Source organism: Chitinophaga filiformis (genome assembly GCF_021646545.1).
Taxonomy (GTDB): domain Bacteria; phylum Bacteroidota; class Bacteroidia; order Chitinophagales; family Chitinophagaceae; genus Chitinophaga; species Chitinophaga filiformis_A.
Genome location: NZ_JAKIRP010000003.1, coordinates 452,309 through 468,970 on the forward strand (window position 1 = coordinate 452,309; position 16,662 = coordinate 468,970).

Below are 16,662 nucleotides of genomic sequence, written 5' to 3' on the forward strand. Positions count from 1 at the left end.
TACCCATGCAAGCTATCGTTTATCACGGTCCCTGGAACATTCAACTGGAAGAACGGGAAGACCCCGCCATCACATTGCCCGATGAAGTCATCGTAGAGATCCGCGCTACCGGCATCTGCGGCACAGACCTCAGCATCATCTCCGGCGAATATAATGCTAAGGAGAAAGTGATCATCGGCCACGAATCTGCCGGTGTAATTGTTGAAAAAGGCAGAGGCGTTGAAAACTTCAATGTGGGCGACCGTGTCATTATCGACCCCACCTACTACTGCGGTTATTGCGAGAACTGCAGGAAAGGCTTACGTAATCACTGTTTCCTGAAATCAAGGACCGAGGCGGGCGTTTCCATTGACGGTACGTTCACGAAATACTTTAAGACTACGAAACGCTTCATCTATCCCCTGGCAGATGATGTACCTTTTGAACAGGGCGCCATGTCAGAGCCACTCAGCTGTGTGCTAACGGCGGTGAAGAAGCTGGCAGTCACTCCATTCTATAATGTAGCCATTCTGGGCGGTGGTCCTGTCGGACTATTGTTCTACCTGGCATTGAAACAATACGGTATCCAGGCAGGCACCATCTATGAGACTTCTGCCAATAGAACTGAGCTTATCACCGACAACGATATTCTCACTTCAGGCTGGTACCTGTCTGGTCATTTTGCACCTCGTAAACACCAGTACGACCTGATCGTAGATACGACAGGCAGCATGCTGGAAAAATCGATCGATGCAGTAGCCGATGGCGGAAAGATTGCACTGATAGGACTGCGTAACAATCAGCAGACCATCAATCCGCGTGAGATCACCGACCGCAGTATTTCCATCATCGGCTCCATCGATTCACAAGACACTTTCAAACATGCTGTGGATCTCATCAACGGCCAGGTGCTGGGACTGGAAAAGATCATCACAAAATCATATGGCATCGATGAATTTAAGGATGCTGTATCAGACCTGGGATGTAATGTTGCCAAACGTCAGCGTAACAATGACATTTCCAGTCTGAAATCTGTTATCAAGTTTTAAAACTGCTTTTATGAAGTACATTATTTTTGATATAGATGGCACATTGACCAATACGACAGAGATAGACGATCTCTGTTTTACTAAGGCCATTGCCGCTACTTTCAATTTTTCCGACTTTAATACCAATTACGGACATTACGAGAACACCACCGACTCCGGTATCCTCAACCAGTTATCGCTTGAGCGCAGGAACCGTCCGTGCACCGTTACGGAGATAGAGAACTTCATTGATTGCTTCTGCACATTACTGGAAGCCGCTTATGAAAAACAAGCCAGTCATTTCCGGGAAATCCCCAAAGCAGGAAAGATCATCAGCACACTGGCCCGTAATGAAGATCTGCGCATAGGTCTCGCTACCGGTGGATGGAAACAATCTGCCTTGTTTAAATTGCAGTGTGCCGGCATTAATATTGAAGACTGCAGTGCGGCTTCATTTGCACAGGATGCTTTTGCAAGACGGGATATTATCAGCCATACCATCAATAAGATGAACAAGCGGCATAATGAGTCGCCCGAGCTGTCAGATATTATATATGTCGGTGATGGCAACTGGGACTACCAGGCCACGCTGCAACTTGGCATAAAGTTTATCGGTATTGACAACAAGAAGCTGGCCCACATCAACGACATCATCAAGATCTCGGACTATGACGAACTGGAGCAGCATATTGGCCTTATGACCTTAACCTCGTAACGATTTATGAAAGATCTGACTGTCCATCTTAACCTGAAGCGGTCTCACCGTATTGCAACAAGCGTATTCTTTTTCATCGCCGGACTGACCTACGCCAGCTGGGCCTGCAGGATACATGACATTAAGGCCATCTTCCGGCTGAACAATGCCGCACTGGGAGGTGTACTGTTTGCCCTGCCTATCGGCCTGATGGTAAGTCTGCCGGTATCGGGCTGGCTGGTTACCCGTCTGGGTAGCCGGAAAGTGCTGATCAGCGCCGGATTGTTATTCCCCCTCATGCTTTCTGCGATCGGGCTGGCTTCAGATATATGGCAGTTAGTGATACTATTGTTCTGTTTTGGCTTTATGAATAATGTTTTTGAAATATCCATGAACACACAGGCTGTTGGAATTGAGGCATTATATGGCAGGTCCATTATGGCTTCTTTCCACGGTCTGTGGAGTTTAGCAGGTTTTGCCGGGGTAGGGCTCGGCACTATCGCTATCAACATGGAGCTGCCGGTGTTACAACATTTCATTTTCATCTGTATCATCTGCTGGGCATTGGTGTTGATCTTCTATCGATACCTTTTGCCGGCGGATGAAGTTTCCGACAGTTCACAACCCATCTTTGCCAAACCAGACAGCAGCATTCTTAAACTCGGATTGATCGCATTCTGCAGCCTGGTAACAGAAGGTACCATGTTCGACTGGAGCGGTATCTATTTCCAGAAGACAGTGCAGGTACCTGAACACCTCACTACTGCAGGATATATTGCCTTCATGAGCACCATGGCCGGCGGCAGGTTCATTGCCGACCGCTTTGTTACAAGACTGGGTGCAAAAAAAGTATTACAGATCAGTGGTATGCTAACCACCTCCGGTTTATTGCTGGCGATCTGTTTTCCCTTCCTTGTCACTGCCACTATTGGATTTCTCCTGGTGGGCATCGGCGTATCTTCTGTAGTACCGCTGGTGCTGGCGTTGGCGGGTAAGTCTAAAACACTGGCCCCCGGTGTTGCCATTGCCGCAGTATCTACGGTCGGATTCCTGGGTTTCCTGCTGGGGCCTCCGATGATCGGTTTCATTTCCGAAGCCACAGACCTGCGCTGGTCTTTTGCCATCATCGCAGTGCTGGGTTCAGGTATTACCTTACTGGCTTCACAGGCAGGTAAGATCTCTGAAGAGAAATAGTTGTATTTTTGGCGGTCCAAATCCTCAGCTCCATGATATCGCTAAGTTCAAATTACCCGGTACTTGCCGACCAGCAGGCCGTATTTAAACCCATTACTGACAGGCATTACTCAACGTACAATGAGTGGTTTACCATCAAACCCGCCGCCGGCAACCAGGAAGACAGGCAGGTGGCGGCCGGATGGATTTCGCGTAAGGGACCCGCTGTTAGTGAAGATCGTATATTCATGGCCATTTCCGGTCATCAGGCTATTATCGTGTCACTATTAGCTGCTTCTTTGCAGGGAAAGGCCATAGCGGTGGATGAGTTTACCTATTCCAATTTTCTGACCATTGCCCGACTGCTGAATATACAGCTGATCGGCTGCAAAACCGATGAAAAAGGGATGTTACCATCGGCACTGGAAGCAGCCACGGCACAGCACAATGTGAAGGCCATCTATATTATGCCTACCATCAACAACCCTACTGGTGTCGTTATGCCTTTGGAACGCCGCCTGGAACTGATCGATATTGCCCGTAAACACGGACAGATCATCATTGATGATGATGCCTATGGTTTCCTGGAAGACAATCCTCCTGCCAACTTCGCACAACTGGCGCCTGATCTTGGCTGGTACATTTACAGCCTGTCCAAACCTTTTGCGCCGGATGTTAAGGTAACATTCATTGCGGCTCCCGAACAATACCGGGATCAAATCATCATGATGCTGAAACTGACTTCCAGCAATCCTTCCACTTTCTTTACCAGGTTTGTGTCGGCAGCTATTACCAGTGGAGAACTGGAAAACCTGATCCGGGAAAAACGTATTGAAGGTAACAGCAGGCAGGTAAAAACAAGAGCGGTGCTTTCGGGGTATGAGGTATACGGACATGACAATGGTTTTCACTGCTGGCTGAAACTGCCGGGTGGTATTACGGCTGCGTTCCTATATGCATCGCTGTTGAAGAAAGGAGTGGAAGTTATGCCGGGTACTATCTTTGCCGCACCGGGTGTTAATGCAGGCGAGTATATCAGGATAGCGATGGGGGCTGAACGGGATATGAACAGGGTGACAGAGGGGTTGGAGATTATCAAACAGCTGATCGGATAAATTATTCAACGCTAAGTAGCTCCGGTTTCAGTATGGGATGTCGGTCGGCGCCTCTCTGGATGTCGATTTGGCGTTGTCAAGCGAATAGGGTTTGCATACCGATTGGGCAGCACTTGTCGTATCGACGGAGAGCCGAAGGCCCGACATTCCCATCTGAAACCGGGTGCTACTTTCGCTCTCCCTATGACTGTTTATATCGTTTCCTTACTATGGCCCTGAAACTTTTTGCTGTTGTAGGCTTTACTGTAGCTACTCGCGCCGTCCCCTATCCTGTTTATAGCGTTTCCTTACTATGGCTCTGAAGCTTTTTGCTGTTGTAGACTTTACTGTAAATGATGTGTTAATTATTGCCGGAAGAATTTAAAGCAATAAGAATGTTCTACCTTAGCAGCATTAAACAAGCGATATATGAATACGAATATTGGTATTACAGAAGCAAACAGACAGCATGTGGCTGACCAACTGGCTAAATTACTGGCTGACGAGTTCTTACTTTATACTAAGACCCGTAACGCACACTGGAATGTAGAAGGACCCGATTTTCACTCCATGCACCTGTTCTTTGAGTCACAGTACGAAGAGCTGGATGAGATCATGGATAGCGTAGCTGAAAGGATCCGTGCTATCGGTCACTACCCGCCGGCTACACTGAAAAGATTCCTGGAACTGACCCACCTGACCGAATACAGCGAAAGGACCAATGATAGCCTGGGCTTCATTAAAGAGTTACTGGGAGATCACGAAAGTATTATCGAGTTCCTGAGGGGTAACGTTGATGCATTTGCAAATACTTATAAAGATGCAGGCACCAGTGATTTTATCACAGGACTGATGGAAACGCATGAGAAAATGGCCTGGATGTTACGTGCGCACTACCGCAAATAATTACCAACCTACTCTCTATAAAAGGAATCCCGCGGCTGCATGCTGCGGGATTCTCATTTATATACTAGCAGTTATGTATGTAAATGCTGATCAGGATATCAGCGTTTCCTTTTTGATACCTAATTTCTTTATCCTGGAATTTAAAGTAGATACACGTAGCCCCAGTACTTCTGCAGCGCCACCAGGTCCAAACACTTTACCATTACATCTTTTCAATACTTCGACAATATATTCCCGTTCCATTTCCGCCAGTGTTTTAGTATAGTCTTTTTCTTCCTTCACAGTATTCTTATAGATCACAGGCAGATCTATTTCCCTGATAACATTGCCGTTTGTGAGCAGCACACTTCTTTCGAGCAGATGTTCCAGTTCCCTGACATTGCCCGGCCAGTCATAACTCATCAGCTCTTTCATCGCCTTGCTGGAAATGCTCATTTCCTTACGGCCTGCGTTCCTTGAATATTTTCCTACGAAGTGATTGGCCAGTGCAGGAATGTCTTCCTTCCGTTCGCGGAGTGGAGGAAGGGTAATGGGAAATACATTCAGCCGATAGAACAGATCTTCCCGGAAACGGCCTTCCGCTACTTCTTTTTTCAGATTACGGTTCGTAGCTGCAATAATGCGGACATCTACCTTAATCGGGCCTTTACCCCCTATCCGTTCAATCTCCTTCTCCTGGATAGCTCTTAGCAGTTTTACCTGCAGATCTACCGGCATCTCTCCTATTTCATCGAGGAACAAGGTGCCTTTACTGGCCAGCTCAAATTTTCCGATGCGGCGTTCTGTAGCACCGGTAAAACTGCCTTTTTCATGTCCGAACAGTTCACTCTCTATCAGGCTGGCTGGCATAGCGGCACAATTCACCTTTACCATTAACTTATCTTTCCTGGGAGAAGAGTTGTGGATGGCACGGGCTACCAACTCCTTGCCGGTGCCTGTTTCGCCCAGGATCAGCACCGTACTGTTAGCATAGGCCACCTGTCCCAACAGATGGAACATTTTCTGCATAGCTTCACCTGTCCCGATAATATCGCTGTAAGTGTATCCGGTAGCACTAGCCTCTTTGAAATAATGGTTTTCTTCCTCCAGTTGCTGCTTATACCGGTTGATCTCTTCCATCTGCTGGATGTTTGCTACAGCCAGTGATACCTGCCCCACGATCTGCTCCATAATGTCTCTGGCATCCCTGGTAAATGCCCCATGTGTTTTGGCATAAAATGAAAGCACTCCCAGTTGTATATTATCGCAGATAAGTGTGATGGCGGCTATTTCCTTAATGCCGGCTTCATGCTGAATAACAATATGTGAAGGCGCATTACCGGCGGCCACCAGTTCATCCAGATCAAATACGACACTACCTTCCGTTTCCAGCACCTTGTTATATACTCCATCCTGTATAGGATAGGTAAGAGTGATCAGGTCTTTGTATTGCCTGTGGTGCTGAGCGGTGGACTGACTGTCCACCAGGAATGTTTTCCAGTGTTTTCTATCCTCACAGATCAGGGTAACAGTGGCATGCGAGAAGGCAAACAACTGACCAAGTGTCTCCCTGATCATTGACATCAGACCCGGTTTATTTTTTATACGGATGATCTCTGCACTCAGCGAGAGTAAGATCTCCTGCTGCCGTATCTTCTTTTCCAGCGCTTCCTGCTGATCCGAAGTGTGAGCAGTTGTTTTATGAGTTGATTTCGCCATGGCCTGTAATTAGAAGTGCTCCGGATCAAAATTACTTATTTCTGCTTTATTGGAAATGTACAACACTTGTCATGATTTGTTGATCTGGCAATCTGCTTCTTTCAGATACCTTTGATAACAGAACGTTGTTAAGACAATCAACCCGACATCATACATCAATTAAATCTATCATGCTTTATGAAACATCACGCTACTGCTGTATGGTCTGGCCCCGGGAAGGAAGGGAACGGCGTACTCACAACTGAAAGTAATACGCTGGATGAGCAATTGTATTCTTTTGACAGCCGTTTTGGCGACGCTCCCGGCACTAATCCCGAAGAGCTGCTGGCAGCAGCGCATGCAAGCTGTTACACTATGAAACTCAGTTTTGTATTAGGAGAGGCGGGGTATGTACCCAACATCATCAGAACAACTTCTTATGTAAGTCTTATTAACGGCGCCATTACAGAGTCACATCTGATCGTAAAAGCTGATGTTCCTAAAATAAGTAAAGCATTATTCGAATCCTGTATCAAAGATGCGGAGGCTAACAGTCCTCTGAGTATGGTACTGAAGGCACGGGTCCGGGTAGAATACGAACTGACATGAATAATAAGATCATATTTCTTTTTATCGTTTCTTTTTGCCTGCGGCTGCAACCGCTGGCAGCACAGCAGTTCAAACTGCTGCGTTACAATGAAGATTATTCCTATCTCAATAAAGACAGTTCCCGGAACTGGCATAGTAAGATCAAATACTTTCCGCTCTTCCATAAAGACCATTATTACATTTCCTTTGGTGGTGAAGCCCGTTATGAATATGCTGCCACGAGTCATGAAGACTGGCAGAAAAATGGTGAAGGAAACAATCACGTTTTATTACAGCGTTACAATCTGCATGCAGACCTCCACCTCGGGCCATCAGTCAGGGTGTTTGCACAGCTGAGCAGTGCGTTGGAAAGTCTCAGTAAACTGGATCCCCCTCCGGTGAATAAAGACGAGTTGAACGTGCAAAATCTCTTTGTTGATGTACGGCTCAAAACATGGGAAAAAGAGAAACGGTCTGTTACCGTCAGAGCAGGCAGGCAGGAACTGGACTATGGTACCGGCAGACTGATATCTGTGCGGGAGGGCACGAACGTACGCAAATATTTTACCGGAGGAAAGATCATGTACAATGCACCTTCCTTTGGTGCAGATGTCTTTGCCATGATGGATGACGAAATAAATCCGGGTGTCTTCGATAATCAACCAACGCATGAAATCAATCTGTGGGGAGCATATTCCTATGTGATCATTCCCGGGCAGGGAAACCTCGATATGTATTACCTGGGGTATCATAAAGATGGCGCCACCTTTGAAGAAGGCACCGCGAACGAAACACGGCATACGGTGGCTGTCCGGTATTGGAAATATGGTGGCGGTTTTATCTACAACCTCGAATCCGCCTATCAGTTCGGCTCCTTCGGCGATGGTCATATCAGCGCCTGGACTACCGCTATTGACATTGGTTATTCCTTTGAAAATACATTGTATAAACCCTCCATTAACCTGCGCAATGATTACATCTCCGGCGATAAAAAGCCGGGGGATGGCCGCCTGGGCACCTTCAACCCCATGTATCCGAAGGGAGGGTATTTCGGGTTCAATCCGCGCATAGGGCCTGCCAACCTGATAGACCTTCATCCTTATGGTACGCTGACTTTCAGCGAGCGGTTCTCTGCGCAGGCAGATGTAGTGCTCAACTGGCGTTATGCTACGGGCGATGGTATTTACAGGCCCAGTGGTTCCTTTAATGTACCGGGTGCAGGATCTGACGAAAAGTATATAGGTACCGCTTATCTGCTCAGTGCAGAATATGTGTTCAGTAAGTTCATCAAACTGAGTTGCGGCGCTCAATACTTTGATACAGGGGCCTTCATTGATCAGCAGCTCACCTCTTCCGTTAATTCCTTTTTTATCAATACACAGTTATCATTTAAGTTCTGATCACATGAAAACATTAAAAACAAACCTGGCGGGATTATGCTTCTTTCTACTATTTGCTGCAACCATGCAGGCGCAGGACCTGCCAGCTATCGGGACGTCCGGTATTGCGGGTAAAGCCGCCGGTATTGCGGTAGAAGTAAAGGTTCAGAGTCCTTCGGCACAGGTCACTCCGCTGCAGATCGCCTGTGTGTTCGAATATACAGAAGGCGATATCACCAATCCTCCTGCCCTGCCGGCGCAATTGAATGGTATGTTACACCTCGACGAAGCATTACACGGCATCATTACTGAATTGCGCAAGAGTGGCAAGTTTACAGGACATGCATTTGAAACATTGCTTATCACGCCTCCTCCGGGCACTATTCCTGCAAAGCAGTTGTTGCTCGTAGGACTTGGCAACAGAAATACGTTCAATGCAGATATCATGTATACGGTAGGTAGTATCGGTATGAGAGAAGCATTACGACTGGGCGTAAGCGCTTACTCACATGCCAGCGATATTAAAGATGCAGGTATTGATTCTCCTACAGCCGAGGTAGCGGAGAATGTGGTGAAAGGAGCGCTGGATGCGTACAACACACAGTTACATCTGAAAGGGAAAAAGATGGCGAGGTTCAAGCCACTGGTAAAGTTGACGTTATTGTCCGGCCCTGCTTTCTATGCACCGTCATCAGCAGCCGTTAAAACAGCACTGGCAGCATATGCGCAATAAGAGATCTTATTCCGGAAGAAACGGCATACAGCTTCTTCCGGAGCAGATCTTACACAGTCTCTACCAGGCTGTGTTTAAACCGGGTGAAGTTCATGCCGGTCTTGGATTTAAAAAATTTACTGAAATGCGCCTGGTTGTCAAACCCCAGGTCAAACGCGATCTCTTTCAGGCTACAGTCAGAATACAGCATGCGGCGTTTTGCTTCCAGGATGATCAGTTTGTGGATCTGATAGCTGGCAGTGAAGCCTGTTACTTTCTTTACGGCGGAATTGAGGTAATTAGGTGTAACGCTTAAAGCATCTGCGTAGTCGGCTACTTTTTTCCTGGTGACGAATTGCTGTTTCAGCATTGTCATAAACTTTCTCGCAATCTCTCCTTCTCTTGATACTACCAGTGTATTTCCTACCATTCCCAGTTCCCTGGAAAGATAGATCATGAACACATTGAGCAGGCCAGATAATACTTCAGAACGCATCCACAGATTATTCTCACACTCGCGTTTCATTTTCCTGACCATTTCCTCCAGTTCTTCCTGCATAGACTCGTCGGCCCGGAAACTCAGTAACTGCATGTTGAGGATAGATTCTTCAAAAGAGGACATCATCTCCTTGAGATTAGGGGCCAGATAAAGAGAGTCGGGCGGGAAAGAAAGATAATAGCCGCTGGCGGAATGATCGAGTTGAAATTTCCTCAATTGGCCGGGAAGAAAACAGTAGATCTGTTGTCCGCTTACCGCATTGCTCTTCCCATCAGCCTCTATTATACCGGCGCCATGTTTGCACCACAGGATCTCGACATTTTCCAGTTTAAAGGCCTGCCGGCCATCAAGCATATTAGCGGCGGCCGATCCGAGGGTATAGATTTCAATCCGGGGTCCGGGTAATTTTGCTTCGTTGTGGCTCATGACTGACGAGTTTGATTCAGCTATATTAGGCAAGATGGATGCCATCTGCATAAACGAATAAGAATCAGTCATTTAGACAAATATCCAGCCCAAAAATTATGGCGACATTTCGCTAATTAGTGAGCCTTACTTTCGACATCTCGTCAAAATTACCGGGGGTGACACCTACCCTGAGTGCCCTCAATCCTGCCAATCCCTGGAGGTCTTCCAGTTCAAGTTCTTCCAGATCGTCGTTCAGGGTTCCTTTTTCCTGCAGGTAATGAATAAAGGGAAGGTAGTCTTCAATGTCCTTGCGGTCGAAGTAGATCAGCACGATCTTATCCGGCTGCGTCAACCGTTCTTCGGAATGATGAATATGTACCTTATCGATCCTCTTTTTAATCATCTGGTACCGGATATTATAGGCCCCCTCCACATCAAACTTTCTTTCATCGGCCCTGAAGCTGATATCGATCGTATGATTGTGTACGAAGATCAGCTGTGTGGTACGCAATGGAATAGGCATTTCCGGCAGTAAAGCAGCAGTCAGCTGTGCCACTGCTGCCATAGAAGACAATTGCCATAAGCGCAGGTTCTTCAGGTGGAAGTGATTGAATGGATGATTGGGAGCAAACGCCTGTCCGATATAGATATCGTATTCCACTCCGTCTGTCCTGAACTTTTCAAAGTAGCAGGGGTAGGATCTTTGCAGCTGGTCTTTCTCTGATTCAAAATAGTTATTGACCACATTATTGATCATCTGCATGGACAGTTCCAGCGCATGTTTGTTGCCATATACATTGCTATTGAACTTTTCCAGTGCCAGCATATAACCTGTCAGCAGTTCATTATTACCGTTATGCTTTGACAGATGCGTCAGGTAAGGTGTTGTCTCTTCCTTGAAGAAGGTCACCAGTTTATTCTCGTCGCTGCCATTCAGCTGTTCCTGTTTCAGTACTTCTTTCCATTTACTGCATTTATAGATCATCTCTTCCTGCAATACAGACTGATGTTGCAGCTGCAAAGCAGTTAAGGTGTTCATGAGCAGGCTCAGATGGCTATCCAGGTCGGATATAATGGCTTTATTCCTTTCAAGAGTGGAGTTCCGGATATCCACGGCGCCATATAGCGGAAATACATCATTGAAATGGATCGTTTCTGCCTTTTCGGGCAGGCCTCGTTTTCTGTCATGCAGATAGTGCCAGGCCACCTCATTAAATTTCCACTGTACTGATGGTTGTATAGAGGTAAATTTCTCTTTGATGATATTTTCTATCTCAAGATTAAATTCGTCAATATAAACCTGCATCAGGCTTCCCAACGCCGCCAATGCAGGCTCCAGCAATGAAACGACTGTTTCATCAAAAGTATTATTCTCCCATGTATGCATGGCCACTACTCCTACCGGCTGACGGTTGTAAAACACCGGCAGCAAAGCAAGAGACCTGACCTTCAGTTTCCGGAAATGATCCAGGAAAGGGATCTCTATTTCTTTCGGACCAAAAATATCTTTAGAGAAAAAAGAGTTCGGATTCGAGAAATAACCTTTTGCCTGTTTACGGAAAACCTCCGGCGACAAGCGCTCGCCCCATACATCGAACAGGATACCTGTTCCACCTTTCCGATATCCGTATACGGGTTCATTGTTCACCGTTACCAATGGAAACAGATCAAATTCTATCGTCTTATTTCTTACTATTGTTTTCAGGGACTGGATCACATGCTGATAGCTGGTCTCATCATTATCCGGCGTTCTGGCTAGTCTGACACTTTCTATATTCTCAACAGCCTTCTCGGCAGTAACATCTGATATTGTCACCATCGTTATGCCTCTGAACCGGAACATCGATAGGGGCATCATCTTTTCAAAGACGCCATATCCTTCCTCTTCGGCCAGACGTACAGACAACTCTGTAAAGTCGGGGGTTGGCAGTTCGCCGACAGGCTCTACCTGCAGGAAATCAGTATTGATATGCACGGCAAAATATTGCAACAGTCCTGTTTCGGTATTCACACCTGCATGGTATTGCTCTACCGGTACGGGAATACGGAAATTGTACAGCCGCTGTAAGATGAAAGAATACACCAGCTGTAATCTGTTCTGATGGTACTGTTCGGGTGTTTTGGTCACTACATACTTATCCTGATCCGCTACTGTTCCATGCATTAACTCGAACAACATTGCAGTACCGTAAAAAATAACCGGCTGGAAAGGGAAGCCAAGTCCCCAGGCCACCTCATTTTCATCTGCCAGTGGCGGGGACAGGCAGACATACATCTGTTCCAGCAACTCTTCGTATTCATGAATGTTCTCAAGCGTAAGGTCAAGATTCTGCACATTATGCTTTTCAAACAATGCCAGTGCATTCTTATATATACCAGCCTTGGCCGTTTTCTCTCCTGCTACCCGCCTGCGCAGATAGTCGATGAAGGGATTAAAGGAAATGGCCGCGTCCAGCGGTAAAGGAAGGCCTTTGTTGCCGGAAAGGTCCAGTATGTTCTTTTTCATGGCGTAGATCTCTTGGAGCGTTTGATACAAATTTAGGGAACATCGCTAAATTCAAGCGTGTATCGGGGTCAACCGTCAGGCACAGGACTGTTCTCTTTCTTTGCCTTGTAAGTCCAGATATTGTTCAAATACCTGATTATCGTAATACCGGAATGTCTGGGGAGGACTAAACCGCGGAAATCTTTGCTTAATCGTATCCAGACTTATATCATCATTCAGCCTGCAAATCTCCCTTAATGAGATACCCACTGCGGTATTTACATTTCTATAATATTCCTGGAAACGTTTTTCATCGATACCAAGACGACTCTGATGTTCAAGCCATAATTGTTGTGGTGCCATCTTAAGAATCTTTTCCACGCGACAGTAACCTATTACAGCTTTAACGGGTAAGGTACAATATACTATCACCATATCTCCTGGCTCAACACTGGGTGTTGCCTTGCGTAGTTCAATTGATTTCTCTCCATTAAAAATCTTCTCTGCGAATTCCGGCTTAATTGATATCAGCATTACTTTGCTCATGTGTCGACTGTTGACTAAGCTTATAAATTTCGTTAAATACCTCTTTGCTGACTTCCACGGGACTAGCGAAAGAGTTGGGAAGTCGACCACATTTTTCCATCACAGCACATATTTTTTTGAAAGATATAACCTTTTTAAATACTTCCGTGTCACTAAACCGGATAGCTTTAATTTCCTTATAAGCATTTCCTCCGGTCATTTTAATGATATCCGACCATTCGTAAATACCAAAGTTTTTGAATCTTTGGTACAAACTCTTCGCCTCTCCTGTATAAACCTCATCCATATAAGAACATGCGACTATCCCTCCATTCCGATCTATGGCAGAAAAGGGGTCTTCACTAACATACCACAAGATCCTTGCCGGTGCCTTTTCCGATACAGGTTTTACGCTCCTGTAATAGATATTTTCTTTACTCCATGCTAGTTCTGCCCGGGAGCCAAATAAACTCTGGCTACTAGCGAAATGGTCAAATAACTGAGAGGCCCAAAGGGATTTTATGGGAATTATATAAGTAGGAATGTTCGGGTCAACGAACTTCAGGGGCCATAACCTTCTCTCCACCTGCAACATTAAATCGTCCAAAACACCTTTATCTATCTTTTCCACGCGATCCCGGACATGTTTAAGTTCTCTACTGTTGTCAATTACCCAAGGATTCCTTAATACATCATCGAATAGATACTGTCCTTCCAGGACTATTTTATCCCAGCTGTCCCCTTTATTTTCAAAACCAAATGCCTGCAATATTTCGCTTTGAATAATGGTAAGCTTATCCTCAGAAATACGTATCAGATACTTCTTTTCCTTAAGCGCCAGCTGGCATATATCATATAGCAACTGTTGAAATAAAACATCCTGAATTTTACCTTTTCTAGTTCTTATTATCCTTATCAGGGCATGATCATTCTGTAAACACGCCGCAAATATTCCCAGGCAATTCCCCTGAGGATCCTTTACTATTTTTACGGTATTGTTGTTCACATCTACGGCAATATCCGAAAGAAGGCGATGAAAGTGAGGCTTTTTCTCCTTCATGCCTGGCTGCCAAAATACATCCACCAGTTGGTTAATATCATTTACGCTAATCTTATTATAATCATACCTCGCCCCTGCCACCCTGTAAGTCGCATAGTCTTTAGAATTTAGTAAATGATCTGTGAAAAGAATAAAATCCAATGGGCGCAATATCCTGACATTATAGGCATTATAAATTTCTTCACTTTTATCAAGGATGCCAGTATCCATTGTGATAAAATACTTTAATCCACTGGCAATACATTCAGCCATCTGCAAACGGTCAGATAAATCGTTCTCTGATACACCTATCATAATAGCCTTTAATTCTTCGAAAATTATATCTCTCTTATGCGGTTTGAAACGCACCATCTCAAATGCGGCTATAAACTTCCTTGTATTCGCAGCTCGTTCTTTGTCAGCGTCGCGGTTTATTTCATTATAAATTTCCTGCGCATAGAAATATTCTACTTCGTCTTCCAGCCAATCAGCCTGCAATGACATTGCCTCAATGTTCTCAGAAGAATGTTCGTCCCTAAGCTTGATAATTATATTGGAATCAAGCAATGCCTGTATTTTCTCCGTTTCTAATGATGTGGATGAAAATAGATCGTTATTTCCGAAATCATATCTCCATTTTATCAGAGACTTATTATCATTATTTCTCCCGCGTTTTTCTCTTACCGGTTTAAAGCCATACTTTTTCCAAAATCCGGAAGCTGCTTTATAATCCTCCCGGCAAGTAAGTGTAATTCCTTTAACCTGATATTGAAATTTGTCTCTCAGAAAATCAACTAATCTGCCAGCAACCCCATTGTTTCGGTAGTTGCTGTCAATACATAAATGAGTAATAGAAATTAGCTGATTACTACGAATAATTCTAAATAGCAGATATCCTACCAACCTGTCAGCGTCAATTGCACCCAAAATGCAATTTTTGCCTGCGTGTTCATAAAATGCCCCATCGGGGAACATTCCCAATGTCCGCGCATTTTTCCTTCCCATGACAATAACCTCCTCTAACAGAGGATCTGTTCGTAAAATATGCTTAATCATTTAACACCTTATAAGATTAACCAAAAAATGAACATTTTTTAGTGGTCATGGGGAGAAAGTCAATGCCCTAATTTACTACTTTTTCAATAACATTACTTTTACATAATTAATTATTTCTATCCTCTAAACACCGTCTCCAGCAATATCCCCGTTGGCGTACGCAGGAAAATCCGCCGCTGACCTATATCCGGCAGATCCATAGATGAGAACTTTATTTTCAGATCGGTCAGCCTTTGTTTAAATCCCTCATAATCTTCCATAAAAAAAGCGGTATGATCAATAGCTTCTGCTGCAGCATTCCCATTTCTGTCATGATAAAATGAACTGGGTATAAGATGTACCAGCGGAGTATCTTTCCAATAGAGCCAGTGTCCCGGCATAGCCCTGGCAATAGCCGCAGGTCTCGGGCCTTCCACAAGATTAAAAACCTGGATGAAAAAATCCCTTGTTTCCTCCAGATGATCTGTTCGCAGCGTTGTATGGTCAATGTGCATAACCGTGGCATTTTAATTGTCCTGCAAAGTTGAGATGATGCTAAGGCAGGAAAATTGAACGAAACAATGATTATCCTGTACAAACTGAAGATAGGTCAAAGTGCCTGTTGCTGTTTCTTAAACGCAGAAGGCGTCTGATTGAAATAGGCCTTGAATGACCTGTTCAGATGGCTCTCATCACTATATCCGAATTCCTCCGCCAGCTGAGATACTGTTTTATTCCTTTCCACCAGTTGCTGAGCGATCAGTTTCAATGCGTATTCCTGCACGTACTTTTTGTAGGGGCAGCCGGTAGCGTTTTTAAAATACTGGTTAAAGTAACTTTTGCTGATGAGGAAGGTGTCTGCCATTTTTTGAACAGAAAGCAGGTGCTTGTCTGCGATATGTTGATGAATATAATTGAGGATAGACTGGATCTTGTCGTCTTTGGCTGTGGCGGTATGCTCGCCTTCGTCTTTGACGGTGAGCGCCATGATGAGGGACAATGCATTTTTGATGATAATATGCTGGTAAGCTGTTTCTTTCCGGTGTTCCGCGATGATCAGTTCCATCAGTGGTACGATCTGTTGTTTATTATTGCTTGTTGCAGACAGTTTACGGTAGGGTGAGGACAGCCGGTTAAAAAGCGCTTTAAACCTTGCATCCTGCAGGAAATCATGGAAGAAGTCTTCATGAAACTTTACAAAGCAGATAGCGGTTCTCTCCTGAAAAATAAAGAAGTGACTGTCCTGTGGGGCAAGAATGAACAGATCTCCCTTTCCATAGTTATAACCGTGCCCGTTGATCGTATGCTGCCCTTTTCCCCGCATGATATAAAGCAGTTCATAGTGGGTATGCTTATGCAGGGGCATAGGCCACTTATCGGTGATCACATAGTCGATTTCCAGCTGCTGTGTAAGGTTCCTCGTATACATAAGCGAAAATTA

General features: G+C 45.1%; 15 protein-coding genes. 8 read left to right on the top strand and 7 right to left on the bottom strand.

The features are described 5' to 3' along the window. Nucleotides 1-5 precede the first annotated feature (5 nt). From L3C95_RS11495 to L3C95_RS11515, 5 genes are all read left to right on the top strand, one after another. Complete coding sequence (locus L3C95_RS11495) at nt 6-1,028, top strand: zinc-dependent alcohol dehydrogenase (protein ID WP_236386071.1); 1,023 nt, start codon at nt 6-8, stop codon at nt 1,026-1,028. A gap of 10 nt (nt 1,029-1,038) precedes the next feature. Continuing rightward, the gene (locus tag L3C95_RS11500) at nt 1,039-1,722 is read left to right on the top strand and encodes an HAD family hydrolase (RefSeq protein ID WP_236386070.1); all 684 of its coding nucleotides are present in this window, start codon (nt 1,039-1,041) and stop codon (nt 1,720-1,722) included. 6 nt (nt 1,723-1,728) lie between these two features. After that, on the top strand, nt 1,729-2,895 hold the full coding sequence (locus L3C95_RS11505; protein ID WP_236386069.1) for an MFS transporter: 1,167 nt from the start codon (nt 1,729-1,731) through the stop codon (nt 2,893-2,895). Between the two features lie 32 nt (nt 2,896-2,927). Beyond that, nucleotides 2,928-3,989 (top strand): PLP-dependent aminotransferase family protein, encoded by a 1,062-nt coding sequence (locus L3C95_RS11510; RefSeq protein WP_236386068.1) that lies wholly within the window; start codon nt 2,928-2,930, stop codon nt 3,987-3,989. Between the two features lie 408 nt (nt 3,990-4,397). Then, on the top strand, nt 4,398-4,874 hold the full coding sequence (locus L3C95_RS11515; protein WP_236386067.1) for a Dps family protein: 477 nt from the start codon (nt 4,398-4,400) through the stop codon (nt 4,872-4,874). A gap of 90 nt (nt 4,875-4,964) precedes the next feature. Here L3C95_RS11515 and L3C95_RS11520 read toward each other — a convergent pair whose 3' ends face one another. Next, the gene (locus tag L3C95_RS11520; RefSeq protein ID WP_236386066.1) at nt 4,965-6,572 is read right to left on the bottom strand and encodes a sigma 54-interacting transcriptional regulator; all 1,608 of its coding nucleotides are present in this window, start codon (nt 6,570-6,572) and stop codon (nt 4,965-4,967) included. A gap of 177 nt (nt 6,573-6,749) precedes the next feature. Between L3C95_RS11520 and L3C95_RS11525 the strand changes: the two genes are divergently transcribed. The 3 genes from L3C95_RS11525 to L3C95_RS11535 are packed head-to-tail and all read left to right on the top strand — an operon-like array spanning nt 6,750 to nt 9,251. Then, nucleotides 6,750-7,160 carry an OsmC family peroxiredoxin gene (locus tag L3C95_RS11525; protein ID WP_236386065.1) on the top strand — a complete coding sequence of 137 codons (411 nt, stop codon included), beginning with the start codon at nt 6,750-6,752 and terminating at the stop codon, nt 7,158-7,160. Then, the gene (locus tag L3C95_RS11530) at nt 7,157-8,539 is read left to right on the top strand and encodes an alginate export family protein (RefSeq protein WP_236386064.1); all 1,383 of its coding nucleotides are present in this window, start codon (nt 7,157-7,159) and stop codon (nt 8,537-8,539) included. The genes L3C95_RS11525 and L3C95_RS11530 overlap by 4 nt, the downstream gene beginning before the upstream one ends. A gap of 4 nt (nt 8,540-8,543) precedes the next feature. Beyond that, nucleotides 8,544-9,251: a M17 family peptidase N-terminal domain-containing protein gene (locus L3C95_RS11535; protein ID WP_236386063.1), complete on the top strand. Its 708-nt coding sequence runs from the start codon at nt 8,544-8,546 to the stop codon at nt 9,249-9,251. 49 nt (nt 9,252-9,300) lie between these two features. Here L3C95_RS11535 and L3C95_RS11540 read toward each other — a convergent pair whose 3' ends face one another. The 6 genes from L3C95_RS11540 to L3C95_RS11565 form a co-directional block, all read right to left on the bottom strand. After that, complete coding sequence (locus L3C95_RS11540; RefSeq protein ID WP_236386062.1) at nt 9,301-10,155, bottom strand: helix-turn-helix domain-containing protein; 855 nt, start codon at nt 10,153-10,155, stop codon at nt 9,301-9,303. Between the two features lie 112 nt (nt 10,156-10,267). Beyond that, nucleotides 10,268-12,643, bottom strand: a complete 2,376-nt coding sequence (locus L3C95_RS11545) for a GAF domain-containing protein (protein ID WP_236386061.1) — start codon at nt 12,641-12,643, stop codon at nt 10,268-10,270. A gap of 75 nt (nt 12,644-12,718) precedes the next feature. Next, the gene (locus L3C95_RS11550) at nt 12,719-13,168 is read right to left on the bottom strand and encodes an ASCH domain-containing protein (protein ID WP_236386060.1); all 450 of its coding nucleotides are present in this window, start codon (nt 13,166-13,168) and stop codon (nt 12,719-12,721) included. Further along, a complete protein-coding gene (locus L3C95_RS11555) occupies nt 13,140-15,242 on the bottom strand; it encodes a GNAT family N-acetyltransferase (protein WP_236386059.1) in 2,103 nt (700 codons plus the stop codon). Before L3C95_RS11555 ends, L3C95_RS11550 begins: the two co-directional genes overlap by 29 nt. A gap of 116 nt (nt 15,243-15,358) precedes the next feature. Then, nucleotides 15,359-15,736: a VOC family protein gene (locus L3C95_RS11560; protein WP_236386058.1), complete on the bottom strand. Its 378-nt coding sequence runs from the start codon at nt 15,734-15,736 to the stop codon at nt 15,359-15,361. Between the two features lie 95 nt (nt 15,737-15,831). Continuing rightward, nucleotides 15,832-16,650: an AraC family transcriptional regulator gene (locus L3C95_RS11565; RefSeq protein ID WP_236386057.1), complete on the bottom strand. Its 819-nt coding sequence runs from the start codon at nt 16,648-16,650 to the stop codon at nt 15,832-15,834. Between the last annotated feature and the right edge of the window lie 12 nt (nt 16,651-16,662).

Excerpts from the sequence above, each read along its gene's own strand:
- L3C95_RS11565 (WP_236386057.1), bottom strand. The coding sequence starts at position 16,650 with ATGTATACGAGGAACCTTACACAGCAGCTGGAAATCGACTATGTGATC.
- L3C95_RS11535 (WP_236386063.1), top strand. The coding sequence starts at position 8,544 with ATGAAAACATTAAAAACAAACCTGGCGGGATTATGCTTCTTTCTACTA.
- L3C95_RS11545 (WP_236386061.1), bottom strand. The coding sequence starts at position 12,643 with ATGAAAAAGAACATACTGGACCTTTCCGGCAACAAAGGCCTTCCTTTA.
- L3C95_RS11550 (WP_236386060.1), bottom strand. The coding sequence starts at position 13,168 with ATGAGCAAAGTAATGCTGATATCAATTAAGCCGGAATTCGCAGAGAAG.
- L3C95_RS11515 (WP_236386067.1), top strand. The coding sequence starts at position 4,398 with ATGAATACGAATATTGGTATTACAGAAGCAAACAGACAGCATGTGGCT.
- L3C95_RS11500 (WP_236386070.1), top strand. The coding sequence starts at position 1,039 with ATGAAGTACATTATTTTTGATATAGATGGCACATTGACCAATACGACA.
- L3C95_RS11560 (WP_236386058.1), bottom strand. The coding sequence starts at position 15,736 with ATGCACATTGACCATACAACGCTGCGAACAGATCATCTGGAGGAAACA.
- L3C95_RS11540 (WP_236386062.1), bottom strand. The coding sequence starts at position 10,155 with ATGAGCCACAACGAAGCAAAATTACCCGGACCCCGGATTGAAATCTAT.
- L3C95_RS11520 (WP_236386066.1), bottom strand. The coding sequence starts at position 6,572 with ATGGCGAAATCAACTCATAAAACAACTGCTCACACTTCGGATCAGCAG.
- L3C95_RS11505 (WP_236386069.1), top strand. The coding sequence starts at position 1,729 with ATGAAAGATCTGACTGTCCATCTTAACCTGAAGCGGTCTCACCGTATT.
- L3C95_RS11525 (WP_236386065.1), top strand. The coding sequence starts at position 6,750 with ATGAAACATCACGCTACTGCTGTATGGTCTGGCCCCGGGAAGGAAGGG.
- L3C95_RS11510 (WP_236386068.1), top strand. The coding sequence starts at position 2,928 with ATGATATCGCTAAGTTCAAATTACCCGGTACTTGCCGACCAGCAGGCC.
- L3C95_RS11495 (WP_236386071.1), top strand. The coding sequence starts at position 6 with ATGCAAGCTATCGTTTATCACGGTCCCTGGAACATTCAACTGGAAGAA.
- L3C95_RS11555 (WP_236386059.1), bottom strand. The coding sequence starts at position 15,242 with ATGATTAAGCATATTTTACGAACAGATCCTCTGTTAGAGGAGGTTATT.
- L3C95_RS11530 (WP_236386064.1), top strand. The coding sequence starts at position 7,157 with ATGAATAATAAGATCATATTTCTTTTTATCGTTTCTTTTTGCCTGCGG.